Source organism: Nocardiopsis ganjiahuensis DSM 45031, assembly GCF_000341085.1.
Taxonomy (GTDB): domain Bacteria; phylum Actinomycetota; class Actinomycetes; order Streptosporangiales; family Streptosporangiaceae; genus Nocardiopsis; species Nocardiopsis ganjiahuensis.
On sequence record NZ_ANBA01000011.1, the window covers coordinates 1 to 16,239 of the forward strand.

Sequence of the window (16,239 nt, forward strand, 5' to 3'; positions counted from 1 at the left end):
ACCGGCGTCAGGGTGGGAGATGACCGCGAAGGTCCGCCGCCGCTCCGCCTCGTGCGCGACCTCTGACTCCTGCTTGGTCGCGCCCGCCGTGTCCACGCTCATCTGCGCTGTCCGCCCCGCCTCGTGTGATGCCCTGTTTTCGGCCCCGTCCAGCCTACGCGCGCACGGGTGTGGGTGGGACCTGTGGGCGGAACCCGCAGGACCCGAGCGCGGAGGGCGTTCGGGAGGGGGGACAACATGAACAACAAACGGAGCGGGCCGCCTCTTCCCTCCCCCGCCTCCCTAGTCGTCCCTCGCCACCGCGTCGGAGACCCGTCGCAGCAGGTCGGAGGTGGCGATCCCGCGGGGGTAGACCGCCACCAGGACCCTCTCCGGCCCCGCTTCGGGGACGTCGTCCCCGTCGAGCAGGGGCGCGGCCAGGCCGGCGACCCGTGCCATGGCCCCGTCGAAGCGTTCCCACACCCGGCCGTCCTCGGGGCCGCGCAGCCATCCGCGCAGGACGTGGTTGTGCGCGGCGATCACGGCGGCCGCGACCACCTCGACCTCCAGGGACGGCCGGTCACCGCCCGCGTGCTGGCTCAGGTAGCGGCTGAACGCGGCCTGGTACCGCGCCGTCATCGCCACCTCCCGGTCCCGCAGCCGGGGGTGGGCGCGTACCAGCCGGTACCGCGGCACGGTGATCTCGGGATCGCGGACGTACCCCTGGAAGACCAGGCGGGCGGCGGCGACCACGGTGGCCATCGGGCGTTCGGGGGAGGCCTCCATGTACCGCACGACCGTCTCGAAGAGCTCGTCGTGCTCGGCGAAGAGCAGGTCCTCCTTGGAACCGAACCTGCGGAAGAGGCTCCGGCGGCTCACCCCGGTGGCCTCGGCGATGCCGTCCATGGTGGTGCTGTCGAAACCCTCGGCGGTGAACAACCGCACGGCCGCCAGCACCGCCTCGCGGGTCGACACACGCGTCGGCACCATGCCCACCTGTCCCTTTCCCGGCGAATCGTCCGGCGACAAGCTATCCGATCCAGTCTGTGTACTTCGCACCGATCATCTCTTACCCTGGCACTGAATGCCACAACCAGGCACGCAGTGCCAGAACGAGGAGAGCGTGATGGGCGACTTCGACCTGTTCAAGACCAACGAGGACCACGAGGAGCTGCGGGCGGCGGTCCGTTCGGTGGCCGAGGACAAGATCGCCCCGCACGCCGCCGAGGTCGACGAGAAGTCGGCCTTCCCGCAGGACGCCCTCGACGCCCTGGTCGCCACCGACTTCCACGCCGCGCACATCTCCGAGGACTACGAGGGCGTGGGCGCCGACGCGCTCGCGACCTGCATCATCATCGAGGAGGTCGCCCGTGTGTGCGCCTCCTCCTCCCTCATCCCCGCGGTGAACAAGCTCGGCACCATGCCGCTGATCCTGGGCGCCTCCGAGGAGGTCAAGCAGCGCTACCTGACCCCTGTGGCGCGCGGCGAGGCGATGTTCTCCTACGGGCTGTCCGAGCGCGAGGCCGGTTCCGACACCGCCTCCATGCGCAGCCTGGCCTCCCCCAAGGGCGACGACTGGGTCCTCAACGGCCAGAAGTCCTGGATCACCAACGCCGGTGTCAGCGAGTACTACACCGTCCTCGCCGTGACCGACCCCGAGGGCAAGCGGGGCAGCAACATCTCCGCCTTCGTCGTGCACGCCGACGACCCGGGCTTCACCCTGGGCGAGCCCGAGCGCAAGCTCGGCATCAAGGGCTCCCCCACCCGTGAGCTGTTCTTCGACGACGTCCACATCCCCGGCGACCGCATCGTCGGCGCCCCGGGCGAGGGCCTCAAGATCGCCCTACGCACCCTGGACCACACCCGCGTCACCATCGGCGCGCAGGCCGTCGGCATCGCCCAGGGCGCCCTGGACCACGCCGTGGCCTACGTCAAGGAGCGCAAGCAGTTCGGCAAGTCGATCGCCGAGTTCCAGGGCATCCAGTTCATGCTCGCCGACATGGCGATGAAGCTGGAGACCGCCCGCCAGATGGTCTACGTGGCCGCCGCCAAGTCCGAGCGCGGCGACGACGACCTGGCCTTCTACGGCGCGGCCGCCAAGTGCTACGCCTCCGACGCCGCCATGGAGATCACCACCGACGCCGTGCAGCTGCTGGGCGGCGCCGGCTACGTGAAGGACTTCCCGCTGGAGCGCATGATGCGCGACGCCAAGATCACCCAGATCTACGAGGGCACCAACCAGATCCAGCGCATGGTGATGGCCCGCCAGCTCCTGAAGTAGCCCCCCGCGACCCCGGACGCCCGTCCCCCTACCGGGGTCGGGCGTCCCGCTTCCCCGGAGCCGGTCAGCGGTTCAGTTGACCGCTTCACGGACGAACTTGGCCATGGGGACGGGGTCGCGTCCCAGGGCGCGGCGGACGTCCTCGGTGACCACGGCCGCCTGGCCGTTGGCGATCGCCCGGAACCGTTCGTTGAGGATGTCCACGTACCGGTCCGACCAGCCCGTGTTGGTGGCCCGGAAGTAGAACCCGGCCTCGTCGACCTTCTTGAACCGCCACACGGGGCTCTCCGTCCCCTTGGTCATCCTGACCACCTCGCGGAAGGTGACGGACGCGGGGCCGGTCAGCGTGTACTCACGGCCGTGGAGCGTGTCGTCGGTGAGCGCCGCGACGATGGTGTCGGCCACGTCCCGGGCGTCCACGAAGCTGACCGCCGCGTGCTTGCGGAACGGCACTTCCAGGCGTCCGTTGCGCGAGCGCGCCAGGCGGGCGAAGAGGCCCTCGGTGAAGTCCTGGTCCAACCAGTTGGGTCGGACCACGGTCCAGTGGTCGAACAGCTCGCGGACCCGGCGTTCCAGGACCCGCTGTTCGGAGTCGGGCGGCCCGTTCTCCGACCCCATGGCGGTGGTCACCACCGCCGTACGGACCCCGCTCCCGGCCGCCCTCTCCAGGAACCCCCCGGCCCGGTCGGTGAGACCGCTGGCCATGGGAACCGTCACGAACAGGCTCTCGACGCCCTTCAGCGCCGGTTCCCAGGTGGTGGTGTCGGTCCAGTCGAACCGCACCTCACCGTCCCTGGAGGCACCGGCAGCCGGCAGACCGCGTCTGCGCAGTTCGGTCAGGACACGTCGACCCACCTGTCCGGTGGCGCCGGTGACCAGTGTGCTCATTCGGGTGTTCCCCCAGGTTCACGCGCGGGTGCTCCGCCTGCTGACGGTACCCACTCCCGCGTGCGGAACGAGCGCGAAACGGCGGATCGCCCCTCAGTTGCGCCCCCGGGACGGAGAAGTCGCCTCCATCGCCACGACGAGCACGACCCCGCAGGCCGCCAGTCCCAGATTGGCCAGCAGGGCGTTCTCCTGCAGCACCGCGACGTTCTGGACCACCAGGCGGTTGAAGGCGTTGAGCACGACACCGAGGACCGGCTGGGCCCAGAGGTGGTCGACGGCCCCGCTGACTCCCATGAGGACAAGGAGGGCTCCCAGGCCCTGGAGGAACTTGCGCATGGCCCCGAACCTAGGCGGTGCCGCTCCCCCGCCACATCGTTCGGCGGCCTGCACTTCACGAACCCAGGTCTACCGCTGCCACCTGCCCGTTCGACCAAAGTAGGGATTCGCGTGTCCTTGGTACCGGTTCCCCACCGGGTGCTCCTCCCGGCCGGTGCGCGCTCGTAGACTCCGAGCGATGAACGAGACGGCCCCGCCCCGGCAGCGTTACCGCCGCAGCGCACGCGACTGGGTCGTGGACTCACTGATGTTCCTGATCGCCCTGGGGTTCGGGCTGCTCGGCGCGATGACGTTTCCCGACGAACCCCCGCCCCCGCCCCAGCCCGAGCTGTTCACCGTCGCCGACCAGCTCGTCGCGCTGGGCGGCTGTGTCGCCCTGTGGTGGCGGCGCCGCTGGCCGGTAGGGATCGCGGTGGTGCTGGTGGTGCTCTCCGCGGTCTTCCCGCTGGTGGGCGGAGCGATGCTCGCGGCCCTGTTCTCCCTGTGCGTACACCGGCCGCCCCGGGTGGGGCTGGCGGTCCTCGCGCTGGTTTTCCTGGCCTCCTACGTCAACCTGCTGCTCCACCCGGTCGATCACGGGGCGCCCTTCCTCGTGATGTTCATGCTCAGCGTCGTCTTCGGCGGCGCGGTCGCCGGGTGGGGGCTCTCCGTGCAGCACCGCCGCCAGCTGTTCGAGTCGCTGCGCGAGCGGGCCGTGCACGCCGAGACCGAGGCCCAGCTGCGCGCCGAGCACGCCCAGCACCAGGTGCGCGAATCCATCGCCCGCGAGATCCACGACGTCCTCGGCCACCGGCTGTCGCTGCTCAGCGTGCACGCGGGCGCCCTGGAGTACCGCCCGGACGCCCCGGCCGAGGAGGTCGCCCGGTCCGCGAAGGTGATCCGGGAGAGCGCCCACCAGGCGCTGCAGGACCTGCGCGAGGTCATCGGGGTGCTGCGCGCCCCGGTGGGCGAACTGCCGCAGCCGACCATGGCCGACCTCGCGCAACTGGTCGAGGAGGCGGGTGACGCCGGGGCGGACGTGGAGTTGGCCGAGGAACACACCGGGCCCGTCCCCGAACGGACCGGCCGCACGGCCTACCGGATCGTCCAGGAGGCGTTGACCAACGCCCGCAAGCACGCGCCCGGCGCCCGGACGTCCGTGCGGATCTCCGGTTCCGCCGGACGCGGACTGACCGTGGAGGTGGACAACGGACCGGCCGCACGGCCCCTGGAGACGGCCTCGGGCGGCGCCGGGGACGGCCAGGGCCTCGTCGGACTCACCGAACGCGTCTCCCTCGCCTCCGGCCGTCTGGAGTACGGCCCGGACGGCGATGGTGGCTGGCGCCTCTCCGCCTGGCTACCGTGGCCCTCATGAGCGAAGCGGAGCGGGACACGGGTCGGCGGATCGGTGTGGTGATCGTCGACGACGACGCCCTGGTGCGGGTCGGCCTGGTGATGATGATGGGCGGCGCTCCGGACGTGCGGGTCCTGGCCGAGGCCGAGGACGGCGGCGAGGTCCTGGAGCTGGTCGCCCTGCACTCGCCGGACGTGGTCCTGATGGACATCCGCATGCCCACCGTGGACGGGCTGACCGCCACCGAGCGGTTGCGGGCCCTGCCCGACCCGCCCGAGGTGCTGGTGCTCACCACCTTCGACGCCGACGAACACGTGCTGCGCGCCCTGCGGGCGGGGGCGGCCGGGTTCCTGCTCAAGGACACGCCGCCGGAGGAGATCGTGGAGTCGGTCCGGCGGGTGGCCAGGGGTTTCCCCGTCCTGTCCCCCAACGTGACGCGGCGGCTGATGGACCGGGTCGCCCACGCCGACCACAGCGAGCGCGCGGACCGGGCCCGGAACCGCCTGGCCGTGCTGAACGCCCGGGAGACCGAGGTGGCGGTGGCGGTCGGCGAGGGCCGCTCGAACGCGGACATCGCCGCGCGGCTGTTCCTGAGCGTGCCGACCGTGAAGACCCACGTGTCCAGCATCCTCACCAAGCTGGACCTGAACAACCGCGTGCAGATCGCCCTGCTGGTGCACGACGCGAACCTCCTCGACGAGGACCGGGCCTGACACCCCGGCCCCGGGGCGCGCGTCGCCTGCCGGCCGGTCAGGAAGCGGGTTCGAAGGACTCCGACATCCGGTCGAGCAGGTCGTGGTTGTAGTCCTGGTCCTCGCCGCTCACCAGGAACAGCGCGTACCCCTTGTCCTCGGTGTGGAAGCCGCGGTTGATGGCGTGCCGGTCCCCGCCGCTGAAGGTGAACTCCCAGTCGGCGGCGCTGACGTAGTCGTCGGCCCAGTCGGCGTCCACGTCCTCGATCCCGATCAGCGAGTAGCCGCCGAAGTTGCCCCGGGCGTTGGGTTCGAGGCTGCGCCAGTCGTCGCCGGCGTCCGCGTTCGGGCTGTCGGTCTGGTCCACCTGGAGGTAGCCGCCGTCCGGGTTGCGGAAGAAGACCGAGCTGCCCTGGCGCTCGACCTCCCAGTCCTCGGGGACGTCCACGGCGAAACCGGTGCTGTCCTCGTACCGGGTGAGGAAGTCCCACCGGTCGTCGTCCTCTTCCTCCGGCTCCTCTTCGGCCGTTTCCTCCTCGCCGTCCTCGCCGCTCCCGGCCGCGGCCTCGGAGTCGCCGCCCTCCTCGGGCCCGTCCTCCTCCGTGGCACCGGCGGCGGGCTGCTCCTCGCTGGAACCGGCCAGACCGGTGTCCGGGTCGCCCGAACGGTTCATGCTGACGAACAGCGTGGTCCCGGCGGCGGCGACCAGCAGGACGAACACGGCCGCGACGACCGCGAGCGCGCGCTTGCGCGAACCGGCCGCGGCCCCACGGGGGCGCCGGGGGAGGCCGGCGGGCGCCGGGGCGGCCGGGGCGGCCGGGGCGGCCGGGGCGGCCGGAGCGGACCCGACCGAGCTGACCGCGCGGTCCACCGTGCCCTGGGTGGTGACCTTGTTCCAGTCCGGCTCGGCCCCGGGGTCGGCGGGTTCCAGAGCGGTGTCGCCGAGGGCGGGGGCGACCGCGGTGGTGGGGGCAGCGGCGCCCCCGGAGTCCCGGATCTCCCTGAGGAGGGCGCGGACCTCGGTCACACTCGGGCGGTCCTCGGGGCGCTTCTCGGTGAGGGCCTCCAGGACGGGGCGGAGCGCGCCCGCGTTGAAGGTCTCCGGCAGCTCCTGGGTGACGATGGCGGTCAGGGTGGCCATCGGGGTGGGGCGGTCGAAGGGCAGTCCGCCCTCCACCGCCTGGTAGAGGGTGATGCCGAGCGCCCACATGTCGGAGGCGGAGGTGGCCGAGTGGCCGTGCGCGATCTCCGGTGCCAGGTAGCTCGGTGACCCGATCAGCAGTCCGGTGCTTGTCAGGTGGGTGGAACCGTCCAGGTGGGCGATACCGAAGTCGGTGAGGACGGCCCGGTCGTTCCCGGCGATGAGCACGTTGCCCGGCTTGATGTCGCGGTGCACGATGCCCCGGTCGTGCGCCTCGGCCAGACCGGCGGCCATCTGCTCGCCGATGTTGGCCGCACGGCGGACCGGGATCGTGCCCTCGTCCTTGATGACGTCGCCCAGGGAGGGACCGCGCACGAGCTCCATGACGATCCACGGGCGGCCGTCCTCCTCGGCCACGTCGAACACCGTGATGATGGCCGGGTGGCTGAGCTGGGCGGCGCTGCGGGCCTCGCGGATCATGCGGGTGCGCAGGACGGCGACCTCGTGCGGCGGGAGGTTCGGCGGTGTCGTCAGTTCCTTGACCGCGACCGGCCGGTCCAGCAAGGTGTCCGTGCCCCGCCAGACTCGACCCATACCGCCCGCGCCGATGACCTCGTCCAGGCGGTACCGGTTGACCAGAATGCGGCCGGGGTCGGCTTCCGAACTGTTCATGTGTGCGCGCGATCCTCTTCGGGGGAGGGGCCTTCCGTGGGAGGAGGGCGGGACAGGACAGGGGCTACGGGGGGACCATGGGGGACCCTGCCGAGTCTAGGAGCCCGGGCCCGCTCCTTGGTGCCCCCCGGAAGGTGCCAACTGTGTCCCCATGAAGCCACAGAACCACCCAAAACACCTCTGAAATGCGAAGATCCCGTCGTGGGCCACCGAAGTGAACCGTGACGGGACCTCGAAAGCCGGGCGTGTCCCGCGAACCCCGCCGCGGCGCACCGCCGAGCGGGATCAGCGCAGCCGGACGGGGAGGGCCTCGACCCCGGAGGAGATGATCGACGGGACCGGGACCAGCTCGGTGTCGTCCACCGCGACGTCCAGCCCGGGGAAGCGCTCGAACAGGCGCGGCAGCACCTCGTTCACCTCCATGCGGGCCAGGCTCGCCCCCAGGCAGTAGTGGCGCCCGTGCGAGAAGGCCAGGTGGGAGCTGTCCTCACGGGTGATGTCGAACTCCTCCGAGGTGGGACCGTACCGCGCGTCGTCCCGGTTGGCCGAGGCGTAGCCGAGCAGGAGCGGTTCCCCCTTGGGGACGGGCACGCCCGCCAGCTCCACGTCCTCGGTCGTGTAACGCATGGGCACGTACTGGCCGGGCGGGTCCCAGCGCAGCACCTCCTCGATCGCCTTGGACCACTCCACCTTCCCCTCCATGACCAGGTCGAGCTGGTCCCGGTGGGAGGTGAGCGCGCGCACGGCGTTGGAGATGAGGTTCATCGTGGTCTCGTAACCGGCGCTGATGAACAGCACCAGGTTCCAGATGAGCTCGTCCTCGGTGAGCCCGTCCTCCGCGTCGCGGGCGGCGATGAGCGCGGTGGTGAGGTCGTCCCCGGGCTCGGCGCGCTTGGCCGCCACCAGTTCGGTGAGCACCCCCCACAGCTCGAAGAAGGTCGCCATGGCCTGCTCGGGCGTGACGCTCTGGTCGAAGAAGACACCGACGGGCCCGTGCAGCTTGGGCCGGGTCTCCTCGTCCACTCCGAACAGCTCACTGATCACGGTGAGCGGCAGCGGCTGGGAGACGACGGCACGCAGGTCCACGACCCCGTCCCCGCTCTCCCCCGCCGCCTTCTCCAGGTCGTCCAGGAGGGACTCGACGATGCCGACCACGCCCTCGCGGAGCATCTCGACGCGGCGGGGGGTGAAGGCCTTGGAGACCAGCTTGCGCAGGCGGGAGTGGTCCTCGCCGTCCTTCGAGAGCATGTTCTCGTTGATGATCCAGGAGATCAGCGGCCAGTCGGCCGGGATCTCACCGTTCTCGAAGGCCGTCCAGTACTTCTTGTCCTTCTGGATGCGCGGGTCCGCGAGGGCCTCGCTGACCGCCTCGTGGGTCGTCACGACCCACGCATCAACCTCACCAGGAAGTTCGACAGGGACGACAGGGGCGATCTTGCGGAGGTGGGTGCTCTGCGCGCGGAGGTTGCCGGGGGCGAGTCTGACGCGGTCCAAGGTGTTCCTTCTGCGACGGGGTTCAGGGGGGCCTGGGGGGTGAACTGGACGGGAAGGGCCACGGGGAGCCAGGACAGGGCGGACAGGTGCCAGCGGAGGCCCTCGGGCGGCACCTCCACCCGGAGCCCGGGCAGGCGGCCGAAGAGCGTGCGCAGCGCGATCATGGTGATCGTCGTGGCCTCCTCGCGCGCCGGACAGCGGTGCGGACCGGCGCCCCAGGCCACGTGGGCCCGGTTGGCCGACTCCGCCATCCGCTCCGCGTTCTCCTCCATGAAGAAGCGGTTGGCCGCGGCGAAGCCCAGCAGGATGGGCGAACCCGCCTCGATGGTGCGGCCGCCGCCCAGCGGTACGTCCACGCGCGGGTAGAGGACGGGGTAGTTGGCGATCGGCGGGTCCTGCCACAGGACCCGGTCGACGGTGTCGGCGATCGCCGTCGGCGAGGGGGCCCGGTCGGGTGCCGTGTTCGGGTCGGCCAGCACCTCCCGCACCCCCGCGTTGATGAGGTCGGCGGTCGGCTCGTTGGCGGCGGCGACCACCAGCAGGAGCTGCATGATCACCTCCTCGTCGCTGAGCGCGGCGCGGTGCTGGATCAGCCGGGTGGTGACGTCGTCCCCGGGCTCACGGTGCTTGGCGGTGACCACCTCGGACAGCGCCCGCTCGGCCTCGGCGTTGGACTTCTCCGCGTCGACACCGAGCCACAGGTTGCGCATGGCCTCGACGAAGCGCACCCCCTGGTGGCGGTCGAACCCGAACAGCTCGTTGATGACGAGCAGCGGGAGCAGGCGGGCGTACTCGTTGAGGACGTCGGCCCGGCCCCGCTCACAGAACTCGTCGATGAGCCCGTGCGCGTAGCGCTCGGTGACCTCGGCCAGCCGGTCGGCGCCGACCGCGCCGAGGCTGTCGGTGATCGCGCGGCGGTAGCGCTGGTGTTCCGTGCCGTCGACGAAGAGCGCGTTGGCGCGGGGCGCCATCATCGGCAGGACGGAGGCGTCGGCGTCGATCCTGCCCTCGCGGAAGTCCTTCCACAGGCGGGCGTCGTGCCCGAACGTGGTGGTGTCCCGGGACCACGAGATGAGGGTGGTGTAGTCGGTGACCAGCCACCCGTGGACACCGGGCTCCAGCTCCACCGGCACCACCGGGCCGTGTTCGGCGCGCATCTCGGCGTACACGGCGTAGGGGTCGGAGTGCGGTTCGTCGCGGTACAGCTTGGCTCGGGGACATCCGGATGTCACGGGGGACCTCTGCTGTGCGGGGGGACACGGGCTGCGGAGTGGCCGTCCTCAGGGCCGTTCCCAGCACCGGGGCACCGGCTCTCGGTGCTGGTCCTGGGCGCACGGACGGGCCGCGCGGGTCGACACGGAAACCCGTGTTCACGGGATTCCGCGCAAACCCTAGCGGCCCGTTCGCTTCAGAAGCGAGACCTGGGTCACACTTCCGGGCGCTACGCGTCGATGTGACCGGTTCCGGCCAACGAGCGGAACCGGCGCAACCGCTGGCTGTTGGTCACCACGAACACGCTCGACAGGGCCATCGCCGCACCGGCGAGCATCGGGTTGAGCAGGCCCATCGCGGCCAGCGGCAGGGCCGCGGTGTTGTAGGCGAAGGCCCAGAACAGGTTGCCCTTGATGGTGCCGAGCGTGCGCCGCGCCAGCCGGACCGCGTCGGCGGCCGCCCGGAGGTCGCCGCGGACCAGGGTCAGGTCACTGGCCTCGATGGCCACGTCGGTGCCGGTGCCCATGGACAGCCCCAGGTCGGCCTGGGCGAGCGCGGCGGCGTCGTTGACCCCGTCGCCGACCATCGCCACCGTGCGGCCCTCGGACTGGAGCCGGGCGACCACGTCGACCTTCTCCTTGGGCAGGACCTCGGCGATGACCTCCTCGATGCCCACCTCGTCGGCGACCGCGCGGGCCACCGTCGCGTTGTCCCCGGTCAGCAGGATCGGGGTCAGCCCCAGGTCGCGGAACTGGCGGACCGCCTCGGCGCTGGTCGGCTTGACCGTGTCGGCCACCGACAGCACGCCCCGGGCCCGGCCGTCCCAGCCCACCGCCACCGCGGTGCGGCCCTCGGACTCGGCGGACTCCATGGCCCGGACCAGCTCCTCGGGCAGCGTCTGCGACCACTCCGCCAGGAGTGCGGCCCGGCCCACCAGTACGGCGTGGCCCGACACGACACCCTGGACGCCCCGGCCCTCGATGTTGGCGAAGTCCTCCGGGACGGGCAGCTCGCCGACCCGCACCACGGCCCCCGTGGCGATGGCGCGGGCGACGGGGTGCTCGGAGGCGTTCTCCAGGGCGCCGGCCAGGCGCAGGATCTGGGCCTCGTCCTCGCCCTCGGCGGCGGTGACGCCGGTCAGCGCCATCTTTCCGGTGGTGACGGTTCCGGTCTTGTCCAGCACGACGGTGTCCACCCGCCGGGTGCTCTCCAGCACCTCGGGACCCTTGATCAGGATGCCGAGCTGGGCGCCCCGCCCGGTGCCCACCATGAGGGCCATCGGGGTGGCCAGGCCCAGGGCGCAGGGGCAGGCGATGATCAGCACGGCCACCGCGGCGGTGAAGGCGGCACCGGCCGGGTCCCCGGCGCCGAGCCAGAAGCCCAGGGCGCCGACCGCGAGCATGATCGCGACCGGGACGAACACCCCGGAGACCCGGTCGGCCAGCCGCTGCACGGCGGCCTTGCCGTTCTGCGCGTCCTCGACCAGGCGCGCCATCTGCGCGAGCTGGGTGTCCGAACCCACCCGGGAGGCCCGCACGACCAGGCGTCCGCCCGCGTTGACGGTGGCGCCGACCACGGCGGAGCCCGGCGCGACCTCGACCGGCACGGACTCCCCGGTGAGCATGCTCATGTCGACGGCGGAGGTGCCCTCCTCGACGGTGCCGTCCGTGGCGATCTTCTCGCCCGGCCGGACCACGAAGCGGTCGCCGACCGCCAGGCGGTCCACGGGGACCAGTTCCTCACGGGCGGCGGGGCCCTCGCCCCGCAGCACGGTGACCTCCTTGGCGCCCATCTCCAGCAGAGCGTGCAGGGCGGCCCCCGCACGGCGCTTGGAGCGCGCCTCGAAGTACTTGCCGAGGAGGATGAAGGAGGTGACGCCCGCCGCGACCTCCAGGTAGACGTTGGCCGAACCGTCGCTGCGGGCGATGGTGAACTCGAAGGGGTGGGTCATGCCCGGGGTCCCGGCGGTGCCGAGGAACAGGGCGTAGAGGGACCACAGGAAGGCGGAGGAGACACCCAGGGAGACGAGGGTGTCCATGGTGGCGGTGCCGAGCCTGAGGTTCTTCCACGCGGCGACGTGGAAGGGCAGCGCTCCCCAGACCACGACCGGCGCGGCCAGGGCCAGGGAGGCCCACTGCCAGTAGGTGAACTGCAGGGCCGGGAGCATCGCCATCGCGACGACCGGGACGGAGAGCACGATCGAGACCAGTGCCCGGTTCCACAGGGCCCGGGTGGGATCGGCGGGGTCCGCCGCCTCGGGGCCGTCCTCGGCTTCGTTCCTGGGCGGCGTGGCGGTGTAGCCCGCCTTCTCGACCTGGGCGACCAGGTCCTCGACCGGTGTCGCCGGGCCCTCGAAGGTGACCCGCGCCTTCTCGGTCGCGAAGTTGACGGTGGCGCTGACGCCCTCCATCTTGTTGAGGCGTTTCTCCACCCGGTTGGCACAGGCCGCACAGGTCATCCCGCCGATGGCCAGTTCGACCGGCTCCACTGCGGCGGACGCCGTCTTGCTGCTACTCATATGCCGCTCCGGGGTGGTCAGTGTTCATCGCCGTCGTCGCCGTTCTCGTGGCTCTGGCCGGTGTCGTCCTGGTCCTGTCCGTCCGACTCGGGGAGCTCCACGCTCTCCGAGTGCCCCTCGGGCTGGTCCGGCAGAACGGGGCCGACCAGACTGCCGGCCCCGAACGCCGCGGCGAACACGACCACGAGACCCACCGCGTAGAGCGCGAGCTTCGTGGTCACTCCCATGTCAGGCAGACACCTCGTACCCGGCCTCGTCGATCGCGGCGCGCACGGCCGAGTCGTCGATCCGGCCCTCTCCGGTGACGGTCACCTTCTTGCTCTCCAGGTCGACCTTCACGTCGGTCACACCGGCGACCCCGCTGACCTCCTCGGTGACCGAGTTGACGCAGTGTCCGCAGCTCATGCCCTCGACGGTGTAGACGGCGGTGCTGGCCATTCCTGCCTCCTGGTGCGTTCTTCCGCGTCGGCTCGCGGATTTCGTTCCAACGGGGCCCAATATACCCCCCAGGGGTATCCATCTGTCAAACCCCCGCGGTGCTCCACCCCTGGAACACGCTCGCCACATTACCCCAGGGGGGTACCAAGGGAGAGCAAAGCCCCTGCCAGGACAGGGCAGCCGCACCGTGCCGTCGGCCACACATGTGCGGACACAGGGGAAAGGGGCCCCCGCGACGAACGCGGAGACCCCTTGGATCATCGGACACCCGTGGGCCCGCCGCTACGGCGACACACCCGCGTGAGCTGGGAGAAGACTGGGGAGGTATACCCTCCCCCCGTTTGGGGACCGCTCCCATGGGGGTTTCGGGAGGCGGCGGGGGGCGGAACTACTCGGTCTTGAGCTCCAACCGGGCCACCACACGCTCACTCAGGTGGTGCCCCTCCAACGTGAACCCGGCCCGGCGGAACATCTCCACCGTCCCGGTGTAGACCTCGGCGCTGGGCGCCCGCCCACCCGCCGTGTCGACGGGATAGGCCTCCAGCACCCGGGCCCCGCCCGCACGCGCGTACTCGATCGCGCCGTCCAGCAGCCGGCTGCCCAGCCCGCGCCTGCGCCTGCGCGGCGGCAGCCAGAAGCACACCAGCGACCACACCCCGGGTTCGTCGGGGTCGGCCGGACGCAGCGTCCGCGAACGGGACAGGCGGATGAAGTCCTCCCGCGGCGCCACGGACACCCACCCGCAGGGGCCGTCCTCGTCGTAGGCGAGCAGCCCCGGCACCCGCCCGTCCAGGGTCAGTCGACGCAGTTCCTCCTTGTTGTCCAGACCCCGCGTGGAACGATCGCACGAGACGCTCGCCGTGTGGTCCTTGGCGCGTCTGCGGAAGAACGTGCACCAGCAGTGCCCGTACGCTCCGGTCGGTCCGAACAGGTTCTCCAGGTCATCCCACCGCTCGGCGGTGGCGGGCTCGATTGAGACGATGGACATCGGACTCCCTCGCGAGACACAACTCTGACCGCCACAACTGTGACCCAGCACACTAGCGATGATCCGCGATGACCGAAAGAACACAGATGCCTGAAAGCTCCTACTGTTAGGGATTTGTGTGCTTTCTCAGGTGAACCAAGTGCTTCCGGAGCCGTCGGTGCCCGCCCGCGGAGAGGTACGGGAACGGCGCGGGGCGCGTCCGAACCGGTCGGACGCGCCCCATACCCTGCACTTCGGCCGAAGGCGTCAGGCGGAGCCCGCCTCGGGGCCGACCGCCTCGGCCTTCTCCTCCGGCTCCCAGCACTCCACACCGCGCAGGTCGGGCAGCCGGTCCCGGGTGAAGACCGGGTCCAGGCCCTGCTTGCGCTGGTCCGTGTAGTCCTTGAGCAGGCGGAACGCGATCACCGCCAAGGGTGTGATCGCCACCAGGTTGACCAGGGCCATCAGACCCATCGTCGTGTCGGCCAGGGTCCAGACCAGGTCGATCGAACCCAGCGCGCCCAGGAAGGTCGCGGTCAGGAACAGCACCTTGTAGACGAACATGGCGTTCGCGCTGCCGGTCAGGTACTCCAGGTTGGACTCGCCGTAGTAGTAGTTGCCGAGCACCGAGGTGAACGCGACCAGGACGATGATCAGGGTCATCAGGTGCATCGACCACGGACCGAGCATCGCGGTGACCGCGTGCTGGGTCAGGTCCGGCTCACGGGTGCCGTCCAGCGTCCCCTGGTAGCCCAGCAGGATGATGAACGCCGTCATGGAGGAGACCACGAGGGTGTCGAAGTAGACGCCCAGCGTCTGGACCAGCCCCTGCTTCACCGGGTGGGTGACCGAGGCGCTGGCCGCCGCGACCGGGGCCGACCCCAGACCGGCCTCGTTGGAGAACATCCCTCGGCGCACACCCTGGATGATCACCATGGCCAGACCGGCGGCGGCGAACTCGCGGATGCCGAAGGCGTGCTCGAAGATCAGCGCGAACATGGCCGGGATCTGCTGGTAGTTCATCGCCATGATCACCAGGCCCACGATGATGTAGACCAGCGCGAAGGAGGGGATGAGCGCCTGGGCGGTGTTCGCGATGCGCCGGACGCCGCCGAAGATGACCAGCGAGGTGACCGCCACCAGGGCCGCGCCGACGAGCACGGGGAGCAGCCAGCCGTCGGTGCTTCCCACCTGGGCGACCGAGTTGCCGACGGCGCCCACGATGGTGTTGCTCTGCACCGCGTTGAAGACCATCGCGAAGGTGGCGAGGATCGTGATCGAGAACAGGACGCCGGCCCAGCGGGCGCCGAGGCCGCGCTCCATGTAGTAGGAGGGCCCGCCGCGGTAGCCGCTCCTGTCGCGGACCTTGTACAGCTGGGCCAGGGTGGACTCGACGAAGCTGGCCGCCCCGACGATCATGGCCATCAGCCACATCCAGAAGACCGCGCCCGGCCCGCCCAGCGAGATGGCGACGGCGACACCGATGATGTTCCCGGTGCCGATGCGGGCGGCGGCCGAGATCATGAACGCCTGGAGCGAGGAGACGGCCTTCCTGCCGTCCGGAGCGATCTCCGGCTTGCTCCTCAGGACCCGGAACATCTCCGGGACCAGGCGGATCTGGACGACTCCGGACCCGATGGTGAAGTAGATGCTCACCACGACCAGGAGCGGGATCAGGATCCAGGCCCAGAAGATGTCGTCGTTGAAGAACGCGATCGCGTCGGTGAGGCGGGCGTCGAGTGTGGGGGCTGTGTCAGCGAGTAACACGGGGGTGGGGCTCCTTTGCTCCTTGGAAAGGACAACCGCCACCCCATGCCCACATTGTGGGACAAGACACCGCCAGGCACATGCTGTATCCGGATGGTGATGCCCCCGTTAGCAGCTTGTCTCCCTGGTCAACCCGTGTGGACGAGGTCCTCGTAGTCCGGGTTGCGCTCGAGGAAGGCCTGCGCGAACGGGCAGATCGGAACGATCCTCAGTCCCTGGGCGCGGATCCGGTCCAGGGACTCGCGCATGAGCTCGCTGGCCACGCCCTTGCCCTCGAAGTCGGGCTCCACCTCCACGTGCGGGAGGGCCAGCACCCCTTCGGCGATCAGGTGGTAGGCGGAGAAGCCGACCACCTTCCCGTCCGCACTCACCTCGTACCGCGACCGTTCCGGCACGTCGACGACGGACAACTCCATTGCCACTACCCCCGCTTCGTGCGTGTCACACGCACGTGGTGTGCGCGTGGTGGGCCAGGATGTCACGTTCCCCCGCCGGACCTCCACGACACCTCTGCCCCCGAC

General features: G+C 70.8%; 15 protein-coding genes. 3 read left to right on the top strand and 12 right to left on the bottom strand.

The annotated features are described in order from the left end of the window. Positions 1 to 282 precede the first annotated feature (282 nt). Positions 283 to 969 (bottom strand): TetR/AcrR family transcriptional regulator, encoded by a 687-nt coding sequence (locus D458_RS0115100; RefSeq protein WP_063825723.1) that lies wholly within the window; start codon positions 967 to 969, stop codon positions 283 to 285. A 136-nt stretch (positions 970 to 1,105) separates the two neighbouring features. On the opposite strand from D458_RS0115100, the gene D458_RS0115105 reads away from it, so the two are divergent. Beyond that, positions 1,106 to 2,260, top strand: coding sequence for an acyl-CoA dehydrogenase family protein (locus tag D458_RS0115105; protein ID WP_017587590.1), 1,155 nt, complete (start codon positions 1,106 to 1,108; stop codon positions 2,258 to 2,260). 72 nt (positions 2,261 to 2,332) lie between these two features. Here the strand turns inward: D458_RS0115105 and D458_RS0115110 are convergent, their stop codons facing one another. Beyond that, positions 2,333 to 3,148 carry an NAD(P)H-binding protein gene (locus D458_RS0115110; RefSeq protein ID WP_017587591.1) on the bottom strand — a complete coding sequence of 272 codons (816 nt, stop codon included), beginning with the start codon at positions 3,146 to 3,148 and terminating at the stop codon, positions 2,333 to 2,335. A 93-nt stretch (positions 3,149 to 3,241) separates the two neighbouring features. Next, complete coding sequence (locus tag D458_RS0115115; RefSeq protein WP_017587592.1) at positions 3,242 to 3,484, bottom strand: hypothetical protein; 243 nt, start codon at positions 3,482 to 3,484, stop codon at positions 3,242 to 3,244. Positions 3,485 to 3,662: 178 nt separating this feature from the next. Here D458_RS0115115 and D458_RS0115120 point away from each other — a divergent pair, with 178 nt between their 5' ends. Both D458_RS0115120 and D458_RS0115125 read left to right on the top strand, forming a co-directional pair. After that, positions 3,663 to 4,838, top strand: coding sequence for a sensor histidine kinase (locus D458_RS0115120; RefSeq protein ID WP_017587593.1), 1,176 nt, complete (start codon positions 3,663 to 3,665; stop codon positions 4,836 to 4,838). Further along, a complete protein-coding gene (locus tag D458_RS0115125; protein ID WP_193374623.1) occupies positions 4,835 to 5,530 on the top strand; it encodes a response regulator transcription factor in 696 nt (231 codons plus the stop codon). The genes D458_RS0115120 and D458_RS0115125 overlap by 4 nt, the downstream gene beginning before the upstream one ends. A gap of 37 nt (positions 5,531 to 5,567) precedes the next feature. On the opposite strand, the gene D458_RS0115130 is transcribed toward D458_RS0115125, so the two are convergent. From D458_RS0115130 to D458_RS0115170, 9 genes are all read right to left on the bottom strand, one after another. Continuing rightward, positions 5,568 to 7,322, bottom strand: a complete 1,755-nt coding sequence (locus tag D458_RS0115130) for a serine/threonine-protein kinase (RefSeq protein ID WP_017587595.1) — start codon at positions 7,320 to 7,322, stop codon at positions 5,568 to 5,570. 285 nt (positions 7,323 to 7,607) lie between these two features. Then, complete coding sequence (locus D458_RS0115135) at positions 7,608 to 8,705, bottom strand: cytochrome P450 family protein (protein WP_017587596.1); 1,098 nt, start codon at positions 8,703 to 8,705, stop codon at positions 7,608 to 7,610. Continuing rightward, entirely contained in the window at positions 8,702 to 9,985 is a 1,284-nt protein-coding gene (locus tag D458_RS0115140) for a cytochrome P450 family protein (RefSeq protein ID WP_026119328.1), read from the bottom strand. The genes D458_RS0115135 and D458_RS0115140 overlap by 4 nt, the downstream gene beginning before the upstream one ends. Positions 9,986 to 10,257: 272 nt before the next feature. Beyond that, positions 10,258 to 12,546, bottom strand: a complete 2,289-nt coding sequence (locus D458_RS0115145; RefSeq protein WP_026119329.1) for a heavy metal translocating P-type ATPase — start codon at positions 12,544 to 12,546, stop codon at positions 10,258 to 10,260. Positions 12,547 to 12,563: 17 nt separating this feature from the next. Beyond that, positions 12,564 to 12,773 carry a hypothetical protein gene (locus tag D458_RS0115150; RefSeq protein ID WP_017587599.1) on the bottom strand — a complete coding sequence of 70 codons (210 nt, stop codon included), beginning with the start codon at positions 12,771 to 12,773 and terminating at the stop codon, positions 12,564 to 12,566. A 1-nt stretch (position 12,774) separates the two neighbouring features. Next, a complete protein-coding gene (locus tag D458_RS0115155) occupies positions 12,775 to 12,984 on the bottom strand; it encodes a heavy-metal-associated domain-containing protein (protein WP_017587600.1) in 210 nt (69 codons plus the stop codon). 388 nt (positions 12,985 to 13,372) lie between these two features. Continuing rightward, on the bottom strand, positions 13,373 to 13,972 hold the full coding sequence (locus D458_RS0115160) for a GNAT family N-acetyltransferase (RefSeq protein WP_017587601.1): 600 nt from the start codon (positions 13,970 to 13,972) through the stop codon (positions 13,373 to 13,375). Between the two features lie 246 nt (positions 13,973 to 14,218). Then, complete coding sequence (locus D458_RS0115165; protein ID WP_017587602.1) at positions 14,219 to 15,718, bottom strand: alanine/glycine:cation symporter family protein; 1,500 nt, start codon at positions 15,716 to 15,718, stop codon at positions 14,219 to 14,221. Positions 15,719 to 15,846: 128 nt separating this feature from the next. Next, positions 15,847 to 16,134 (bottom strand): GNAT family N-acetyltransferase, encoded by a 288-nt coding sequence (locus D458_RS0115170; RefSeq protein WP_017587603.1) that lies wholly within the window; start codon positions 16,132 to 16,134, stop codon positions 15,847 to 15,849. Between the last annotated feature and the right edge of the window lie 105 nt (positions 16,135 to 16,239).

What these genes read in the sequence shown, in the direction of transcription:
- D458_RS0115100 (WP_063825723.1), bottom strand. Translation starts at nt 969, where the DNA reads ATGGTGCCGACGCGTGTGTCGACCCGCGAGGCGGTGCTGGCGGCCGTG.
- D458_RS0115105 (WP_017587590.1), top strand. Translation starts at nt 1,106, where the DNA reads ATGGGCGACTTCGACCTGTTCAAGACCAACGAGGACCACGAGGAGCTG.
- D458_RS0115110 (WP_017587591.1), bottom strand. Translation starts at nt 3,148, where the DNA reads ATGAGCACACTGGTCACCGGCGCCACCGGACAGGTGGGTCGACGTGTC.
- D458_RS0115115 (WP_017587592.1), bottom strand. Translation starts at nt 3,484, where the DNA reads ATGCGCAAGTTCCTCCAGGGCCTGGGAGCCCTCCTTGTCCTCATGGGA.
- D458_RS0115120 (WP_017587593.1), top strand. Translation starts at nt 3,663, where the DNA reads ATGAACGAGACGGCCCCGCCCCGGCAGCGTTACCGCCGCAGCGCACGC.
- D458_RS0115125 (WP_193374623.1), top strand. Translation starts at nt 4,835, where the DNA reads ATGAGCGAAGCGGAGCGGGACACGGGTCGGCGGATCGGTGTGGTGATC.
- D458_RS0115130 (WP_017587595.1), bottom strand. Translation starts at nt 7,322, where the DNA reads ATGAACAGTTCGGAAGCCGACCCCGGCCGCATTCTGGTCAACCGGTAC.
- D458_RS0115145 (WP_026119329.1), bottom strand. Translation starts at nt 12,546, where the DNA reads ATGAGTAGCAGCAAGACGGCGTCCGCCGCAGTGGAGCCGGTCGAACTG.
- D458_RS0115150 (WP_017587599.1), bottom strand. Translation starts at nt 12,773, where the DNA reads ATGGGAGTGACCACGAAGCTCGCGCTCTACGCGGTGGGTCTCGTGGTC.
- D458_RS0115155 (WP_017587600.1), bottom strand. Translation starts at nt 12,984, where the DNA reads ATGGCCAGCACCGCCGTCTACACCGTCGAGGGCATGAGCTGCGGACAC.
- D458_RS0115160 (WP_017587601.1), bottom strand. Translation starts at nt 13,972, where the DNA reads ATGTCCATCGTCTCAATCGAGCCCGCCACCGCCGAGCGGTGGGATGAC.
- D458_RS0115170 (WP_017587603.1), bottom strand. Translation starts at nt 16,134, where the DNA reads ATGGAGTTGTCCGTCGTCGACGTGCCGGAACGGTCGCGGTACGAGGTG.